11 protein-coding genes and 1 other RNA gene are annotated in these 14,823 nt (G+C 65.3%); 5 read left to right on the forward strand and 7 right to left on the reverse strand.

Annotated elements, in window-relative coordinates; translation table 11 throughout:
* Positions 1-20: 20 nt before the first annotated feature.
* Positions 21-2,525 carry an ATP-dependent helicase gene (locus tag W911_RS15240; protein WP_023788435.1) on the reverse strand — a complete coding sequence of 835 codons (2,505 nt, stop codon included), beginning with the start codon at positions 2,523-2,525 and terminating at the stop codon, positions 21-23.
* A 377-nt stretch (positions 2,526-2,902) separates the two neighbouring features.
* Here W911_RS15240 and W911_RS15245 point away from each other — a divergent pair, with 377 nt between their 5' ends.
* On the forward strand, positions 2,903-6,904 hold the full coding sequence (locus W911_RS15245) for an AsmA family protein (protein ID WP_023788436.1): 4,002 nt from the start codon (positions 2,903-2,905) through the stop codon (positions 6,902-6,904).
* A 29-nt stretch (positions 6,905-6,933) separates the two neighbouring features.
* On the opposite strand, the gene W911_RS15250 is transcribed toward W911_RS15245, so the two are convergent.
* The 3 genes from W911_RS15250 to fumC are packed head-to-tail and all read right to left on the reverse strand — an operon-like array spanning position 6,934 to position 8,867.
* Positions 6,934-7,191, reverse strand: a complete 258-nt coding sequence (locus W911_RS15250; RefSeq protein WP_023788437.1) for a ribbon-helix-helix domain-containing protein — start codon at positions 7,189-7,191, stop codon at positions 6,934-6,936.
* Positions 7,191-7,412, reverse strand: a complete 222-nt coding sequence (locus W911_RS15255) for a DUF4169 family protein (protein WP_023788438.1) — start codon at positions 7,410-7,412, stop codon at positions 7,191-7,193. The genes W911_RS15250 and W911_RS15255 overlap by 1 nt, the downstream gene beginning before the upstream one ends.
* A 42-nt stretch (positions 7,413-7,454) precedes the next feature.
* Complete coding sequence (gene fumC, locus W911_RS15260; protein ID WP_023788439.1) at positions 7,455-8,867, reverse strand: class II fumarate hydratase; 1,413 nt, start codon at positions 8,865-8,867, stop codon at positions 7,455-7,457.
* A 375-nt stretch (positions 8,868-9,242) separates the two neighbouring features.
* Between fumC and W911_RS15265 the strand changes: the two genes are divergently transcribed.
* Complete coding sequence (locus tag W911_RS15265) at positions 9,243-10,853, forward strand: EAL domain-containing protein (RefSeq protein WP_023788440.1); 1,611 nt, start codon at positions 9,243-9,245, stop codon at positions 10,851-10,853.
* Between the two features lie 87 nt (positions 10,854-10,940).
* Here W911_RS15265 and W911_RS15270 read toward each other — a convergent pair whose 3' ends face one another.
* On the reverse strand, positions 10,941-11,252 hold the full coding sequence (locus W911_RS15270) for a hypothetical protein (RefSeq protein ID WP_023788441.1): 312 nt from the start codon (positions 11,250-11,252) through the stop codon (positions 10,941-10,943).
* Between the two features lie 300 nt (positions 11,253-11,552).
* Here W911_RS15270 and W911_RS15275 point away from each other — a divergent pair, with 300 nt between their 5' ends.
* Positions 11,553-11,948: a hypothetical protein gene (locus W911_RS15275; protein WP_023788442.1), complete on the forward strand. Its 396-nt coding sequence runs from the start codon at positions 11,553-11,555 to the stop codon at positions 11,946-11,948.
* Positions 11,949-11,957: 9 nt separating this feature from the next.
* Here W911_RS15275 and W911_RS17930 read toward each other — a convergent pair whose 3' ends face one another.
* Together W911_RS17930 and ssrA are read right to left on the reverse strand one after the other, a co-directional pair.
* Positions 11,958-12,668, reverse strand: a complete 711-nt coding sequence (locus W911_RS17930) for an SspB family protein (RefSeq protein ID WP_023788443.1) — start codon at positions 12,666-12,668, stop codon at positions 11,958-11,960.
* 54 nt (positions 12,669-12,722) lie between these two features.
* Positions 12,723-13,111: a transfer-messenger RNA gene (gene ssrA, locus W911_RS17935) on the reverse strand.
* A gap of 112 nt (positions 13,112-13,223) precedes the next feature.
* Between ssrA and W911_RS17550 the strand changes: the two genes are divergently transcribed.
* Entirely contained in the window at positions 13,224-13,973 is a 750-nt protein-coding gene (locus tag W911_RS17550; protein WP_023788444.1) for a CPBP family intramembrane glutamic endopeptidase, read from the forward strand.
* Positions 13,974-14,028: 55 nt separating this feature from the next.
* Positions 14,029-14,823 carry a thymidylate synthase gene (locus W911_RS15290; RefSeq protein ID WP_023788445.1) on the forward strand — a complete coding sequence of 265 codons (795 nt, stop codon included), beginning with the start codon at positions 14,029-14,031 and terminating at the stop codon, positions 14,821-14,823.

Consider the following 14,823-nt stretch of genomic DNA (forward strand, 5'->3'; position numbering starts at 1 on the left):
GCGTCGCATCGTCTACGTTGTCAGGCTGGCGTCACGAAGCTGTCGACCACGCGTTTTCGCCCCGCACGATCGAACTCGATGGTGAGCTTGTTGCCGTCCACGTCGGTCACCGTGCCGAGGCCGAACTTCTGGTGGCGCACGCGGGTGCCGACCGCGTAACCCGCTCCCGCGGCAGCCGAGGAGGCGATCAGTTCGCCCTCGATGGTGATCGTGGGGCGCATGGCCGAGCGCCGGCGCTGCTCGGCATCGCGCGACCAGTTCTCGTCTCGCGATTTCGTTTTCTCGTAGGATTGCGCACGCTGCCAGCCCGGCGTGTCGTAGGTGGCGCCGAAGCGCGGTTCCGCGTTGTCGAACCGGCTCTTGCCGTAGCCGCCGCGGCCGAAACCGCCTTCGAAGGGATTGCCGAAGTTCTGGTACGCGCCGCCGAACGGGCTTTTCGTTTCCAGGACCTCGACATTGGCTTCGGGGAGGTCGTCCACGAAGCGCGAGGGCAACGCCGATTGGTACAGCCCGCGCGTGCGGCGGTTCTGGGCGAACGAGACCTTGGCCTGGCGGCGGGCGCGCGTGAGGCCGACATAGGCGAGGCGGCGTTCCTCTTCGAGGCCCTTCTCGCCGCTTTCGTCGAGCGCGCGCTGGTGCGGGAACAATCCCTCCTCCCAGCCGGGCAGGAACACGGTGTCGAACTCCAGGCCCTTGGCCGCGTGCAGCGTCATCAGGCTCACGCGCTCGCCGTCGTCGCCCTGCTCGGTATCCATGACGAGGCTCACGTGTTCGAGGAACGCTTCGAGCGTCTCGAACTCGTGCATGAAGCGCACGAGCTCCTTCAGGTTTTCGAGACGCGACTGCGCCTGCGGGCTCTTGTCGTTTTGCCAGTGGGCCGTGTAGCCGCTCTCGTCGAGAATCAGCTCGGCAAGCTCGGTGTGCTTCATGGTGTCGATGAGGCTGCGCCAGCGCTCGAAGGCCGTGACCAAGTCGCGGAGCGATTTGCGCGCTTTGCCGCCAAGCTCTTCCGTCTCCACGATTTCGCGCGCGGCGCGGAACAGCGGAATGTCGCGGGCGCGCGCCAACGCGTGGATGCGCTCGACGCTGGTGTCGCCCAGGCCGCGCTTCGGCACGTTGACGATGCGCTCGAACTTGAGATCGTTGGCGGGGTTGAGGGTCACGCCGAGATAGGCGAGCGCGTCCTTGACCTCGGCACGCTCGTAGAAGCGCGGGCCGCCGATGACGCGGTAGGGAATGCCGGTGGTGACGAAGCGGTCTTCGAAGGCGCGCATCTGGAAGGACGCGCGGACCAGGATCGCGATGCCGTTGAGGCGCTGGCCGGCCTTGCCCTGCTCCTCGATCTCGCGGACGACGGAGCGGGCCTCCTCCTCGTCGTCCCACACGCCCATGACGGTGACCTTGTCGCCCGTCTCGCCGTCGGTGAAGAGCGTCTTGCCGAGGCGGCCCTTGTTCTGCGCGATGAGGCCGGACGCCGCGGCGAGGATGTTGCCGGTCGAGCGATAGTTGCGTTCGAGGCGGATGATGCGCGCGCCCGGAAAGTCCTTCTCGAAGCGGAGGATGTTGTCGACCTCTGCGCCGCGCCAGCCGTAGATCGACTGGTCGTCGTCGCCCACGCAGCAGATATTCGGCGAGCCTTGCGCGATGAGGCGCAGCCACAGGTATTGGACGACGTTGGTGTCCTGATACTCGTCCACCAGGATGTAGCGGAAGCGGCGGTGATAATCGGCGAGCACGTCGGGGTGCTCCATGAAGAGGCGGAGCGTCTCAAGCAGCAGGTCGCCGAAGTCGGCGGCGTTGAGTTCCTTCAAGCGCTTCTGATAGGCAGCGTAAAGCGCGGCGCCCTTGCCGTTGCCGAATGCGAACCCTTCGCCGGGCGGAACCTTCGACGGCGTCAGGCCGCGATTCTTCCAGCCGTCGATGAGACCCGCGAGCTGACGCGCGGGCCAGCGGTCCTTGTCGAGCCCTTCGGCCTCGATGACCTGTTTCAGGAGGCGCAACTGATCGTCGGTGTCGAGGATCGTGAAGCCAGACTTGAGATCCACAAGCTCCGCGTGGCGGCGCAGGATCTTGACGCCGATGGAGTGGAAGGTGCCGAGCCAGGGCATGGCTTCCACCGCGCCACCGACGAGACCGCCGATGCGGTGCTTCATCTCGCGGGCGGCCTTGTTGGTGAAGGTCACGGCGAGGATCTGCGAGCCGTAGGCGCGGCCCGTGGCCAGGATGTGGGCGATGCGCGTGGTGAGGACGCGCGTCTTGCCGGTGCCTGCGCCCGCGAGCACGAGCACGGGGCCGTCGAGCGCTTCGACGGCTTCGCGCTGCTCGGGGTTGAGGCCCGTCAGATAGGGCGGCAAGGCGGCGGCCCGCGCGCGCTCGGAAATGGACGCGCGCTGAACAGGCGACGCCGATCCCTCCGCGCCCTGAACCCCGGTTCCGGGGACTTGGGGCAGATCGAACGGCGGAAGATCGTCCTCCGCGCCTACGGGCGGATATCGCCGGGCAGCGTTTTTGTCATCGTGCGGCATGGTCCGCTCTATAGCATGCGGTTTGGGTGGATCTCATGATCTGGCCGCCCGCTCCCACCTGCGTCCACATGATCGTGGGCTTGAGGGCGTCAACGGTCCGGGAATCAAGACCTTCATGACGAAAATATAGGCAATGTCTGAAGTTCTGCGAGCGCCCCGCACCTCATTCCCCGGGAAAATGCCCCAATTGGGGGGCACACTTTTCGGCGTTGATGGGGTATGGTGCGTCGTTCAGCGCCGAGCCTCGCCGCTTCGGGCGCTTTTGCGTCGTGCCGGTGGCCCTCTTACCCAGGGGAGCCGTGGCGCCCTCCCTGCGGCGGCCGAACGCCTCGTGAAAGCGCGGGTTCGGGCAGCCTTCTAGAGCAGATCACACGCGGATGAACAACGCCCTTCTCTATCTCGGCGGCCTTCTGATCGCGGCCCTCGCGCTTCTTTTTGCAGCCCCCCGTTTCATCGACTGGAACAGCTACAGGGGCGTGTTCGAGGAAGAAGCCTCGCGCATCCTCGGCCGCGAAGTGCGGGTGGGCGGGGCGGTGAACCTCAGCCTGCTCCCGGCACCCTACGTCAGCTTCGAACGGCTCAGGATTGCCGACACCAGCGACCAAGGCGCCAGCTCCATCATCCGCGTCGAGAGCTTTACGATGCGGCTTTCCGTGCCCCCTCTTCTGAAGGGCATGATCGAGGCGCACCGCGTGGAGATGCGCCGTCCCGTGCTCAACCTCGTGATCAACGAGGCGGGTGGGGGCAACTGGCAATCGCTCGCATTCGCGCCGGGTGCACTTCCATTCGTGCCGAAGGACGTGACGCTGCAATCCGTCATGATCGAAGACGGCGCCATCGTTGTGAATACGGCTGGGAATCGCGAGCTTGCCCGCTTCGATGCCATCAACGGCGAACTCACCGCCGAAGCGCTCGAAGGCCCGTTCAAATACCGCGGCACGGTGAACTGGCAGAATACGCCGCGTCAGGTGCGGATCGCTACGGCGCAGGCCGATGCGAACGGCGATTTGCGGTTCAAGGCTGCCGTTGACGTCACCGACAGCAAGAACTCCTACATGCTCGACGGGCGGCTGCGCGACCTTAAGGGCCAGCCCTCTCTCGACGGGGCTTTGAGTGCCCGGCTCGCGTTGGCGCGCGGTGCGGCTCGCACGAGGGCACATGCGTCATCGACGGAAGCGTCCAACGAGGACACGCCGAATATCGACGAGCCGCTCGATTTCGAGCTCGATGGCAACGGCACGCTCCCATCTCCGGTCGCGTCCGCTCCCAGCACACCGCAGGACGGACCGCGCAGCTTCGAACTCAAGTCCAAGGTTCACGGCACGACGTCGGGGGTGGCGCTCGATGAGATCGCCATTTCGCTCGAAGCGGGCGCGACGCCGCAGCTCATCGAAGGCGAGGCGCGCATCGACTGGACGGAGAAGATGCGTCTCGACGTGGCGCTTTCCTCGCGATGGATCGATCTCGACCAGATTGCCGAGGTCACGACCAAGGAAATGCCGCTTGAGGCGGGCCGCACATATTTCGAGGCGCTCGCATCCGCGCTTCCGGCCGAAGCCGACACCAACGCGCGGCTTGAATTCGACCAACTGACACTCGGCGGAGAACCTATCGGCAATGTGCGTCTCGCCGCGCGCCGCGCCGGCGGTCCGCTGGAAATCGAGGCCGTGCGCGCCGATCTTCCCGGCGGCGTCCGTCTCGAACTCGACGGCATCCTGACGCCGACCGAAACCGTCCCGCGGCTCGACGGCTCGCTGTTCGTCTCCGGCAAGAGCCTCATGCGTTTTCTGGCCTGGGGCCTCGACAATCCGGATGTCGGGCGCGACCGCACCGACGGGCCGTTCTCGCTCGACGGGAAGTTCGCGCTCGGGGACGGCACGCTCGCGCTCACGAACGCCGCGTTCGAATTCGCGGGAACGCCGCTCACCGGCGACATCAAGCTCGATCTCGGAGATCGCAGGAAACTCGATGTGGCCATGGAGGGGCCGCGCCTCGACGTCGCGCAGTTCGGGTCCGGCACCGTCAGCCTCGCTCTGATCCGTGACCTGCTGATGGGCGAGGACGCCGCAAGCGACGCCGTCTCCGACGATGCGGCCGCCGCAGACGGCGCAGACTTCTCAATCGATCTGAAGGTTGCGGAACTGGTCGACGGCCGCCGCATCCTCCGCGACGTCGATGCCGCCGTGCGACTCGAAAAGGGAGCGCTTTCGATCTCGCGGCTGAAATTCTCCACACCCGATGGGCTCGCGGTCGAAGCCGAAGGTGCCGCCAAAGAGGTTCGGACCCGACCGCAGGGCACGCTTCGCGGGCTCATCGCGGCACCGAACGCGCGTGCCGCGCGAGGCTTCCTCGAATTGATCGATGGCGACGACGGCACCCTCGGCCGGGACTTCGACCGTATCGCCGGACTTGCTCCACTTCGACTTGCCTGGACGCTCGATCTCGCCGGCGGCGAAACCCAAGCGACCAATCTCTCGCTCGACGGCACGCTCTCGGGCGGGCGCATGGCCGCGACGCTGAAGCTCGACCGCGGGCGTGGCCAATGGCGAACGCAGCCGCTCGACCTTAAAGCCAACCTCGAAAATCCCAACATCGCACGCCTCACGGCCACCCTTCTCGGTGTCGAGATCGCGACTGACGCGGCGGAGCGCCCAGGCAGCGGGCGCGCCGTGATCAAGGTGGCGGGCGTGCCGTACGACGGCTTGCTGGCGCTTGCGGACGTCACGGCGGAGGGGCTGGTCCTCGGCTATCGCGGCGAGATCGCGCTCAAGGCGCCGGGCGAGAAAGCACTCGACGGCGATCTTCTCATCCGGGCGGCCGACGTGCGTCTGCCGCTCGCGCTCGCTGGTCTCGATGTCGCGAGCGGCGTCGACGGAACACCGTTCGTCGGCACCGTGAAAATTCGCCGAGAGGCAGAGCGCATCGATTTCAGCGGACAGGGTCTGCGCCTCGGCGACAGCATCGTCTCAGGTCAAGCAAGCGTGGCGCCGGACGCAGACGGCCGCAAGGCGCTCACCGCGACACTCAAAGCGGACAAGGCGTCCGTCGCCGCGCTGCTCGCGCCACTCACGCGCAAAGCCGAGGCGGCGCCTGAAGACGGCGCGCGTGAAGCCGAGACCGTCGGCGCATCCGTCATCTGGCCCGACCAGCCGTTCGACGTCAGCCCGCTCGGACGCCTGGACGGCAGGATCACGGCGACCATCGGCGCGCTTGCGCTGGAGCCTGGGCTCACCATCTCGGACGCAACTCTCGACATCGTGCTTGCGCAGGACGCGATTAAGATTTCACGCCTCGAAGGCGGTGCAGTCGGCGGGCGTCTGAGGTCGTCGTTCGACATCGAACGGGCACCAGCGGGGATCGGCCTCACCGGCAACGTCAACATCTCGATTGGCGACGACAGCAGCAGCACGGCCAGCGACGCGGTACAGTTTTCCGCCGACTTTACGAGCCGCGCCTTCAGCCCGGCCGCCGCCGTCGCGACGCTGAGCGGAAAAGGCGAGCTGACCGTCGGGGACGCGACGTTGAACGGCAATTCGCCAGCGGCGGTGTCCGCCGTCGCCCGCGCCGCGCTGACAGGACAAGGGCCCGCGGGTGGCGAGGAATTCGCGCAAGCCATCGCGGAGGCACTGAAGGATGGCGAGGTTCGGCTCGGCAAGCTGACAATCCCCGCCCAGATCGAGGACGGTGCGCTGAAGCTCGACAAGGTGCGGATCGACATGGGCGAAGGGCGCTCGACGTTCGCGACCATCGTCGAACTCGCGACCATGCGCATGGACAGCGAATGGCAGATCGAGCCGCGCCTCGAAGATGCGGCGGAGGGCGCAGCCCCGCAAGCGGCCTTGCCGCCGGTGACCGTGGTCTACACCGGCAAGCTCAGCCAGCTCGATGCGCTCGCGCCGGTCGTCTCGGCGGGTGCATTGGAACGCGAGCTCGTGGTGCGGAAGATGGAGTTCGATGTCGGCGAACTCGAACGCTTGCGCAAGCTCGACGAGGAACGCGCGCGGAAAGACGCGGAACGGCGGCGCGCCTTCGAGGCAGAGCGTGCGCGGCAAGAGGCCGAGCGGCAGCGGCAATTAGAGGAAGAGCGCGCCCGAGAGGAAGCGCGGCGCGCACTCGAAGACGATACCTACCTTAACGATCCCAACCCCTGGGAGCCGGATCAGCGCTCTCTCGATCCTGGCGCATCGAATGGCGCGCCAGGCGGCGCACCGGGGGTCACCGACAACGGAGCAGAAAGTTCCGGCGCCGCGGCTGGGATGCCTCAAAACGCCGACCCGCAGCAAGCGATGCCGGCGCCGACCTCCCACCGGCCGCCGCCGCGCCGCCGCAAGCGGGCCGTCGAAGAGGAATGGCGCCCGTTCCAGTCGTCGCCGTTCTGACGGCGGAGACCGCGGGCGGCTTGTAGGACCTAATCGCGATTGCCACCGTCATATTGCGTGACGCTGGCCACAGTGCGCACGTCGTCGAGGATCCACACCCGCACGGCGCTCGACAGGCCGGCGGTGCCACGGGCCTCGTCGATGCGCGCGATGAGGGACGCGAGCGAGACCCCTTCGCGAGCAGCTGCCTGCTTGAGGGCGTCCCAAAAGGGCGCTTCGAGCGAGATCGACGTGCGGTGGCCGCGGATCGAGAACGACCGCTTCACCGGGCGAGCCGCGCCGGACATCAGGAGGACGCCCCGCTCTCATCGTTACCGCCCCCATACTTTCCGCCGTCGCGCTTTTGGGCTTCGAGGCGGCGGACGTGAAGCGCATCCTCGGCTTTCGCCTGCTGGCGCTCCGTCTTGGTGCGGCCGAACTTCACGCGGTTTTCGGTGGCGCGCTGCTCCTTGGCGACGCGGTCGCGCGCCTTGCGCGCTTTCCTGAGATTGACGATCTCTGCGGTCATGTCGTGGGCGCTTCCCGGATGCGAGGCAGCCAGTATAGCGCGTTACTCGGGGGCGATCATCTTTTCGGGACGTACGATGGCATCGAAGTCCTCGGCCGGGATGCCATCCTTGATGGCTTCCTCCCGCAACGTCGTGCCGTTCTTGTGCGCGGTCTTTGCGATCCTGGCCGCGCGATCATAGCCGTACTTCTCCTTGAGCGGCGTCACCAGCATCAGCGAGTTGGCAAGCCCCTCGGCGATGTTATCGAGACGCGGCTCGATGCCGACCACGCAGTTGTCGGTAAACGACACGGCCGCGTCGGCCAGGAGCCGGACGGATTGCAGGAAGTTGTAGGCCATCATCGGGTTGAAGACGTTGAGCTCGAAGTGGCCCTGGCTACCTGCGAAGCCGATGGCGGCGTTGTTGCCGTGGATGTGGGCCGCGACCTGCGTCAGCGCCTCGCACTGCGTCGGGTTCACCTTGCCCGGCATGATGGACGAGCCGGGCTCGTTTTCGGGCAGCGACAGTTCGCCGAGACCTGCGCGGGGACCGGAGCCGAGGAAGCGGATGTCGTTGGCGATCTTGAAGCAGCTCATGGCCACCGTCGCGATGGCGCCGTGCGTCATCACCATCGCGTCGTGGGCTGCGAGCGCTTCGAACTTGTTGGGCGCCGAGGTGAAGGGGAGCCTGGTGATGTCCGCAATCCGCTCGGCCACCTTCTCCGCAAAGCCCTTGGGCGACGCGAGGCCGGTGCCGACGGCGGTGCCGCCTTGCGCCAGCTCCATGAGAGCGGGGAGCGTCATCTCGATGCGCCTGATGCCGTTCTCGATCTGCTGCGCGTAGCCGGAGAATTCCTGACCGAGCGTCAGCGGCGTCGCGTCCTGTGTGTGCGTGCGGCCGATCTTGATGATGTGGCTCCAAGCCTTCGCCTTATCGGCAAGCGCGCCGTGCAGCTTTCCGAGCGCCGGGATCAGCCGGTGCGCCACCTCTTCAGCGCAGGCGATGTGCATGGCGGTCGGGAACGTGTCGTTCGACGACTGGCTCATGTTGACGTGATCGTTCGGGTGGACAGGCTTCTTCGAGCCCATCTCACCGCCCAGCATCTCGATGGCGCGGTTCGAGATCACCTCGTTGGCATTCATGTTCGATTGCGTGCCCGAGCCCGTCTGCCAGACAACGAGCGGGAAATGATCGTCGAGCTTGCCGTCGATCACCTCCTGAGCCGCCTTGACGATGACGTTGCCCACTTTCGGGTCGAGCTTGCCGAGAGCCATGTTGGTTTCAGCGGCGGCACGCTTCACGATGCCGAGCGCGCGGATCACGGGTGCGGGCTGCTTTTCCCAGCCGATCTTAAAGTTGCCGAGGCTCCGCTCGGCTTGAGCGCCCCAATAACGGTCGGCGGCGACCTCGATCTCCCCGAAGGTGTCGGATTCGATGCGAACCGCGGGCTTGGCGGCGGAGGTCTTGTCGGTCATGGCGGGCCCCAGCTTGAATTGCTCTCGTTGGGCGTCGCCTTAGCACGGGGGCCCGCCATGGACCAAGAGCGATGGCCCGGCGAAGGCGCGGCGGCCTTGTCGCAGCCGGCGCCACCGATATCCTAGAGCGTCTTCCGATCCGATAGAATCGGATCGGACGCTCTAGATCTTTGATGAGACCGATGATTCACGCTTCGGACTTTCTCCACGCTGCCGATTCACGCCGCGCCGGGTAGGCGGCGCGCCGATCGGAGCGGGTAGGGTCCGAAGCGATCATGGTCTAACACTTCGTATCTTCTCTGAATGTTTACGCGATCGTGCTCATATTGCGCAGAAATCGTGCAAGAGGCGGCCACCGCGTCAACTTGAGTTCAGATGTCAGGCTTCGTTAATCTCTTCGTCTCCAACCAGCACGAGCGGCTCGTGGGCTTTATGCTTTGGCTCGCGACCACGCTCGCGCTGCTCGCTGCCGCGCTCTGGTTTGCGCGGGCGGAGTTTCACGACTCGCTTCGGCGCGATGCGATTGCGGAACTCGCGCACCTCGACACGGTTCAAAGCAACATTACGAATGCCTTCAAAGAGCTGCAGGCCACCGTGACGGCTTCGCCGTGCAGCAGGCCTTTCATGCAGCAGCTGCGCCGCGTCGCCTTCCTGCCTGACGGCCTCAACAAGTTCATGTATGCGCCGGGCGGCACCGTGACCTGCTCGACGAGCCTCTCGGACATCACGACCAGCCGCTCCCTCGGCCCTCCCGACTTCATGCTCCCCTCCGACGACGAGATCTCGGTGTGGGTCACGAAGCGCCTCGACGACGTCGGGTTGCCCGACATCAACGCGACCATCGTGGCGCAAGAGCCGTTCGCGATCGTCGTCCCGCGGCAGGATATGAAAGTCGAAGTCTCTTCGTGGGTGGAAAAAGAGCTCGTGCTCCGGGCTCCCGACGGGCGCGTCTGGCACCTCGATGGCGCGCGCGGACTTTTCTCCCATCAGCCGGAGGCAGATGTCGCCGACCAGCGCTCGAACTCTGCCTTGCGCCAGGTCGTTTGCGGAGAGGATCACGCCTACTGCGTCGCGGTCGGTGCGCGCTTCAGCGACGCCCTGCTGAACTGGCGCATGGAGATCGCGCTCGCGTTCGGCCTCATCGCGTTCTATGCGATCTGGCCTGCATCTGCCGCGCATCGCGCAATCAAGAGATACTGGTCGCTCGAAGCGCGCTTCCGCCGGAACCTGAACCCAGAGTCCATCGTCTGCGCCTACCAACCCATCCTCGACCTCGGAAGCGGAAAAATCTCCGGGTGCGAAGTGCTCGTGCGCTGGCGCGACGTCGACGGCTCGCTCGTGTTCCCGGACAAGTTCATCGATATCGTGGCGCGCTCGGACAATACGCTCGCATTCACCAGGATGGTGGCGGAATGCGCCCACGCCGAGCTTTCCCAGGTGCTTCCCGCGGACACGCAGCTCCAGGTCAATTTCAACGTGTTTCCCCGCGATCTCGACTGCGAGAAGCTCGCGAACGTTTTCAGCGCCTTCACCGCCGAGAGCGATCGCTTTCCGCTGGCGCTCGAAATCATCGAAAGCGACGCGCTCGCCGTCGACCAAGCCCAGCACGAAATCGAGGCTCTGGCCGAGAAGGGTATCCGGACCTACATCGACGACTTCGGCAGCGGATATTCGAGCATCCACCGCGTGGCCTCGCTCGCCATTCACGGCGTCAAGCTCGACCGCTCGTTCGCCATGGCGCCGAGCGAGAGCCTGATGGCCAAGATGCTGGTTCATGCGCTCGACATGATCGCGTCCCTGGGGCGGGAGATCGTCGTCGAGGGCGTTGAGACGCAGGAGCGGCTCGACCTGCTCGTCAAATCAGGATGCGTCGGAAAAGTACAGGGCTACCTCATCTCGCGTCCGGTCTCGATCGACCAGTTCGCAGCGTTTCTCAAAGCCCACAAGCCCGACGCTTTCAAGCCGCCGACACAGGCCGCCGCGTGAGCGCCGATTTTCCCGCATGACACGCCAAGAAGGGCCGCATGAGCGGCCCTTCCGGTTAGAGGCGTCTGGCGTGTGGGATGCCCGCCATTAACGGAAGCGATGAACACGCTGGACGAGAGCCGCGTGACGACGCTCGGCGTTGCGGATCTGAGCCTTCTCGATCATCGAGAGCCTTCCGTCGCGCCAGGCGCGGCGCTTCAGGGCAGCCAGGTTAGCGGCGCTGCGTGCGATGGCCGCGCGCTGTGCCGGGCCCGCGCCGCGGTGATGCTTGATCTGCTGCTGGCTGTAACCGGACTTGTATCCCGGACCGCCGTGACCCTTGCCGGGGTGCGCCATCGCGGCGCCCGAGGTCAGCACGATTGCGGCGGCAGCGGCGCTGAGAATGGTGGTCATCTTCATGAGCTTTCGTCTCCACTTTGTTGGTTGCCCGGCCGCTCAGGGGAAGCGGTGTTTCTCGGGCCTGCACAGAGGAGAACGCGGAGACGAAGCGCTTTCCGTCCATAAAAAGATAAAAAATTTCAGTCACTTACGGTTCATCTTCCTGAACCGCCGTTCATCCTGATTTTAGGCAATCGTTAGGCAGAACAGCAGAGATCGGAACTTTGGCCAAAGCCGGTCTCTTATTGTCGGACCTCCTCGTATGGGTCCCTGGCGCGCACAGGCGTCAGCTTTCCGGCGTCAGCTTTTGGGAGACGTGTCATGACGACATCGCGCCCACGCATCACCGCCCTCACCCTCGCAGTTCTTGTCGCCGGCGCCGCCGTGGTCGCCACCAGCGCAAGCGCGGCCCCGCTTCCCTCCGCGCGACTGGCAGCCGGCGACGCGGCTGCCGTGTCCTCGGACACCGTGCAGCAGGTGCGCCATCGCAGATGGCGGCATCGCGGATGGTATGGGGCTGGCGTGTACGAGTTCTACGCACCGCCCGTGTACATCGTCCCGCGCTATTCGGCGTACGATTATGGGTACCCGGGCTATTACTACTACGCGCCGCGCCGCTCCTATTACGACGACTACGTTTATTACGAGCGGCCGTACCGGCGGCACTCGCGCGCGTGGGTTCGCGAACGCTTCGAGCACCCGCTCGGGCGGCGATGAACGGCTGCGCTATTTCTTGCGGAACTTGTCGAGGCTGACGATCTCGGCGCCGGCCGGCTTCTCGTCGGCATTTGCGGCTTCGTCCGTAGATGCTTTATCGGGGGCGGGCTCGCTTGCGTCCTCGGCCGCAGCCTTGGACCGCTTTCCGGCGATGCTGGCCGTGCGCTCGACGTTTGCCGGCACCGGCGGCGTCTCGACCGCCTCGTTCGCACCGTCGCTCTCCCCGTCGGCAGCGGGCCGGTCACCAGCGGTGTCCACGACCTGAGGCTTACGGCGAGCCGGCTTGCGGGCTGCGCCCGAGCGCGCCGTCCCCGTGCGCGGCGTGAGGCTTTCGAAGGCGTCCGCCTCTTCCGAACGCGTTTCCTGATCCTCGAACTGAAGGCCGAACCGCACGGAGGGGTCGAAGAACACCTTCAGAGCCGAAAACGGAACGACAAGGCGCTCGGGAATGCCGTCGAAGGTCAGCTTCACCTCGAAGCGATCTTCGCTCACGATAAGATCCCAAAACCGATGCTGAAGCACGATCGTCATCTCGCGCGGATACTTCTCGCGCAGACGCTTCGACAGCGTCACGCCAGGGGCTTCGGTCTCGAAGGAAACATAGAAATGATGATCACCGATGAGGCCAGATTTGGCGACGCGGGCGAGCACCTTGCGGACAACCCCGCGCATCGCCTCCTGGGCCAAACCCTCATAGTCGATCGTCGACTCACCCGTCATGCCGTCTTGCTTCGTCCCCGATCAGGCCTCGTCTCACTCGCAGCTGCGCAGATGAGTGGGAGGCTTCTGTTGCCCGGTGCCTCCCGAACCGCGCCTTACCCGGCTAGGGGTAAGGAGTTCCGTTTAGGCATTTCGCGCCGCATTACGCAGCGAGAGCAGCCTCAGCATAGTTGTCATTGGCAACTATTCTGAATGACCCGATGACGGCGGTATCATGCCGAGCAAAAGCGCGCCCTTTACACCCTCGTCGATCCTAGTTCGCCCCCATCAGCAACCCACTGGACTTTCAGGGCCGATTGCCCCAAACGCCGAATGGGCTGATGGTGGAGGCGCCGGGTACTGCCCCCGGGTCCGAACGGCTTATTACGACGTCCATTTATCGCCATAGCCGGACGAATCCGGCACCCTGGAATATAGGCGGGGAGGTTAAGAATTGAAAGAGTTTGGTCAAAGCCCATCCTGCGACCAACGCGCAGGCTTATGAGCTAAGCTCTTGGCACCGCCCCTGTCCCCCTCCCGGCCTTCTCAGCGCCAGTTTCGAGGACCTTCATCACGATGACCGAGATCGCAAGCCCGGACAGTACGCGCTCGCCCTACCGCGCCCAGGGCCCCTGGGGACCGGGCGCTGCCGTCGCCATCGCGATCGTGGCCAGTCTTGCGCCGGCGCTTATCGGCATTGCCTTCATCGCCGGGCTCTTCGAGGCGGACATGGCGTCCCTCGAAAACGCCGGTTCTCTCGCGTCCCCGATGCTGCTCGGCCAGATGATCGCGGGGCAGATCCTTTCCCTCCTCATTATTTGGTGGGCGGCGGGCCGAAAAGGCCAGCGTGCCCAAGTGCTTCAGCTCTCGCCTGAGCGGGAGACGAGCGTGCTGACGGCGGTCGGGCTCGGCCTTCTTCTCATCGTCGCCATCGGCCCGATCGAGGTGCTGCTGTACAGGCTGGCAGACATCGACCTCTTTACGGACGGGCGGTGGCTGCTCGAAGGGCTGCGCTCTCCGTACTGGTGGGGCGTCGTGATAGCCGCCGTCGTGCTGGCGCCGCTCTGGGAAGAGGTGACCTTCCGCGGCTTCCTGCTCTCGGCGCTCGCGAAAACGCGGCTCGGCTTCTGGCCCGCTGCCGCGATCTCGGCAGCGCTCTGGACGGCACTCCACGCCGGCTATTCCTGGCCGGGGCTGGTCAGTGTGTTCCTTGCTGGCCTTGGGCTATCTTGGATCATGAAGCGGACGGGATCCATGCGCGCGGTCGTCATTGCGCACGCTGTCATCAATGCGTTTGCGCTCACCGTGATCTCGACGTTCGCCTAAGGGCGAACCGCGTCATCGAGGCGCGAGAGCGCGGAATCGGGGTAGGATCCACGTTATGCAGCAGTATCTCGATCTTCTTCGGCGCGTGCGCACGGAAGGCGCCGCCAAATCCGACCGCACAGGCACGGGCACACGTGCTGTCTTCGGCCATCAGATGCGCTTCGACCTGGCCGAAGGATTCCCGCTGCTCACGACCAAGAAATTGCACGTGAAGTCGATCATCCACGAGTTGATCTGGTTTCTCGCGGGCGATACCAACATCGGATACCTCAAGGCCCACGGGGTGCGAATCTGGGACGAGTGGGCGCGCGAGGACGGCAGCCTCGGCCCCGTCTACGGCAAGCAGTGGCGGAGCTGGATGGCACCCGATGGGCGCACCATCGACCAGATCAGCGAGGCCGTGCATACGATCAAGACCGATCCCGACAGCCGGCGCATCATCGTGTCTGCCTGGAACCCGGCCGACATCCCGGAGATGGCGCTCGCGCCGTGCCACTGTCTGTTTCAGTTCTACGTGGCCGATGGACGGCTTTCGTGCCAGCTTTATCAACGCTCGGCGGACGTATTCCTCGGCGCGCCGTTCAACATCGCGAGCTACGCGCTACTCACGATGATGGTGGCGCAGGTGACCGGCCTCAAGCCCGGCGACTTCGTGCATACGTTCGGCGACGCGCACCTCTATGTGAACCATTTCGAGCAGGCCGATCTGCAGCTCGCGCGCACGCCGCGGCCGCTGCCGCGGATGGCTATCAACCCCGACGTCCAATCGATCTTCGCCTTCCGCTACGAGGATTTCGCGCTCGAAGGCTACGATCCCCATCCGCACATCGCGGCACCTGTGGCGGTTTGA

Source organism: Hyphomicrobium nitrativorans NL23, assembly GCF_000503895.1.
Taxonomy (GTDB): domain Bacteria; phylum Pseudomonadota; class Alphaproteobacteria; order Rhizobiales; family Hyphomicrobiaceae; genus Hyphomicrobium_C; species Hyphomicrobium_C nitrativorans.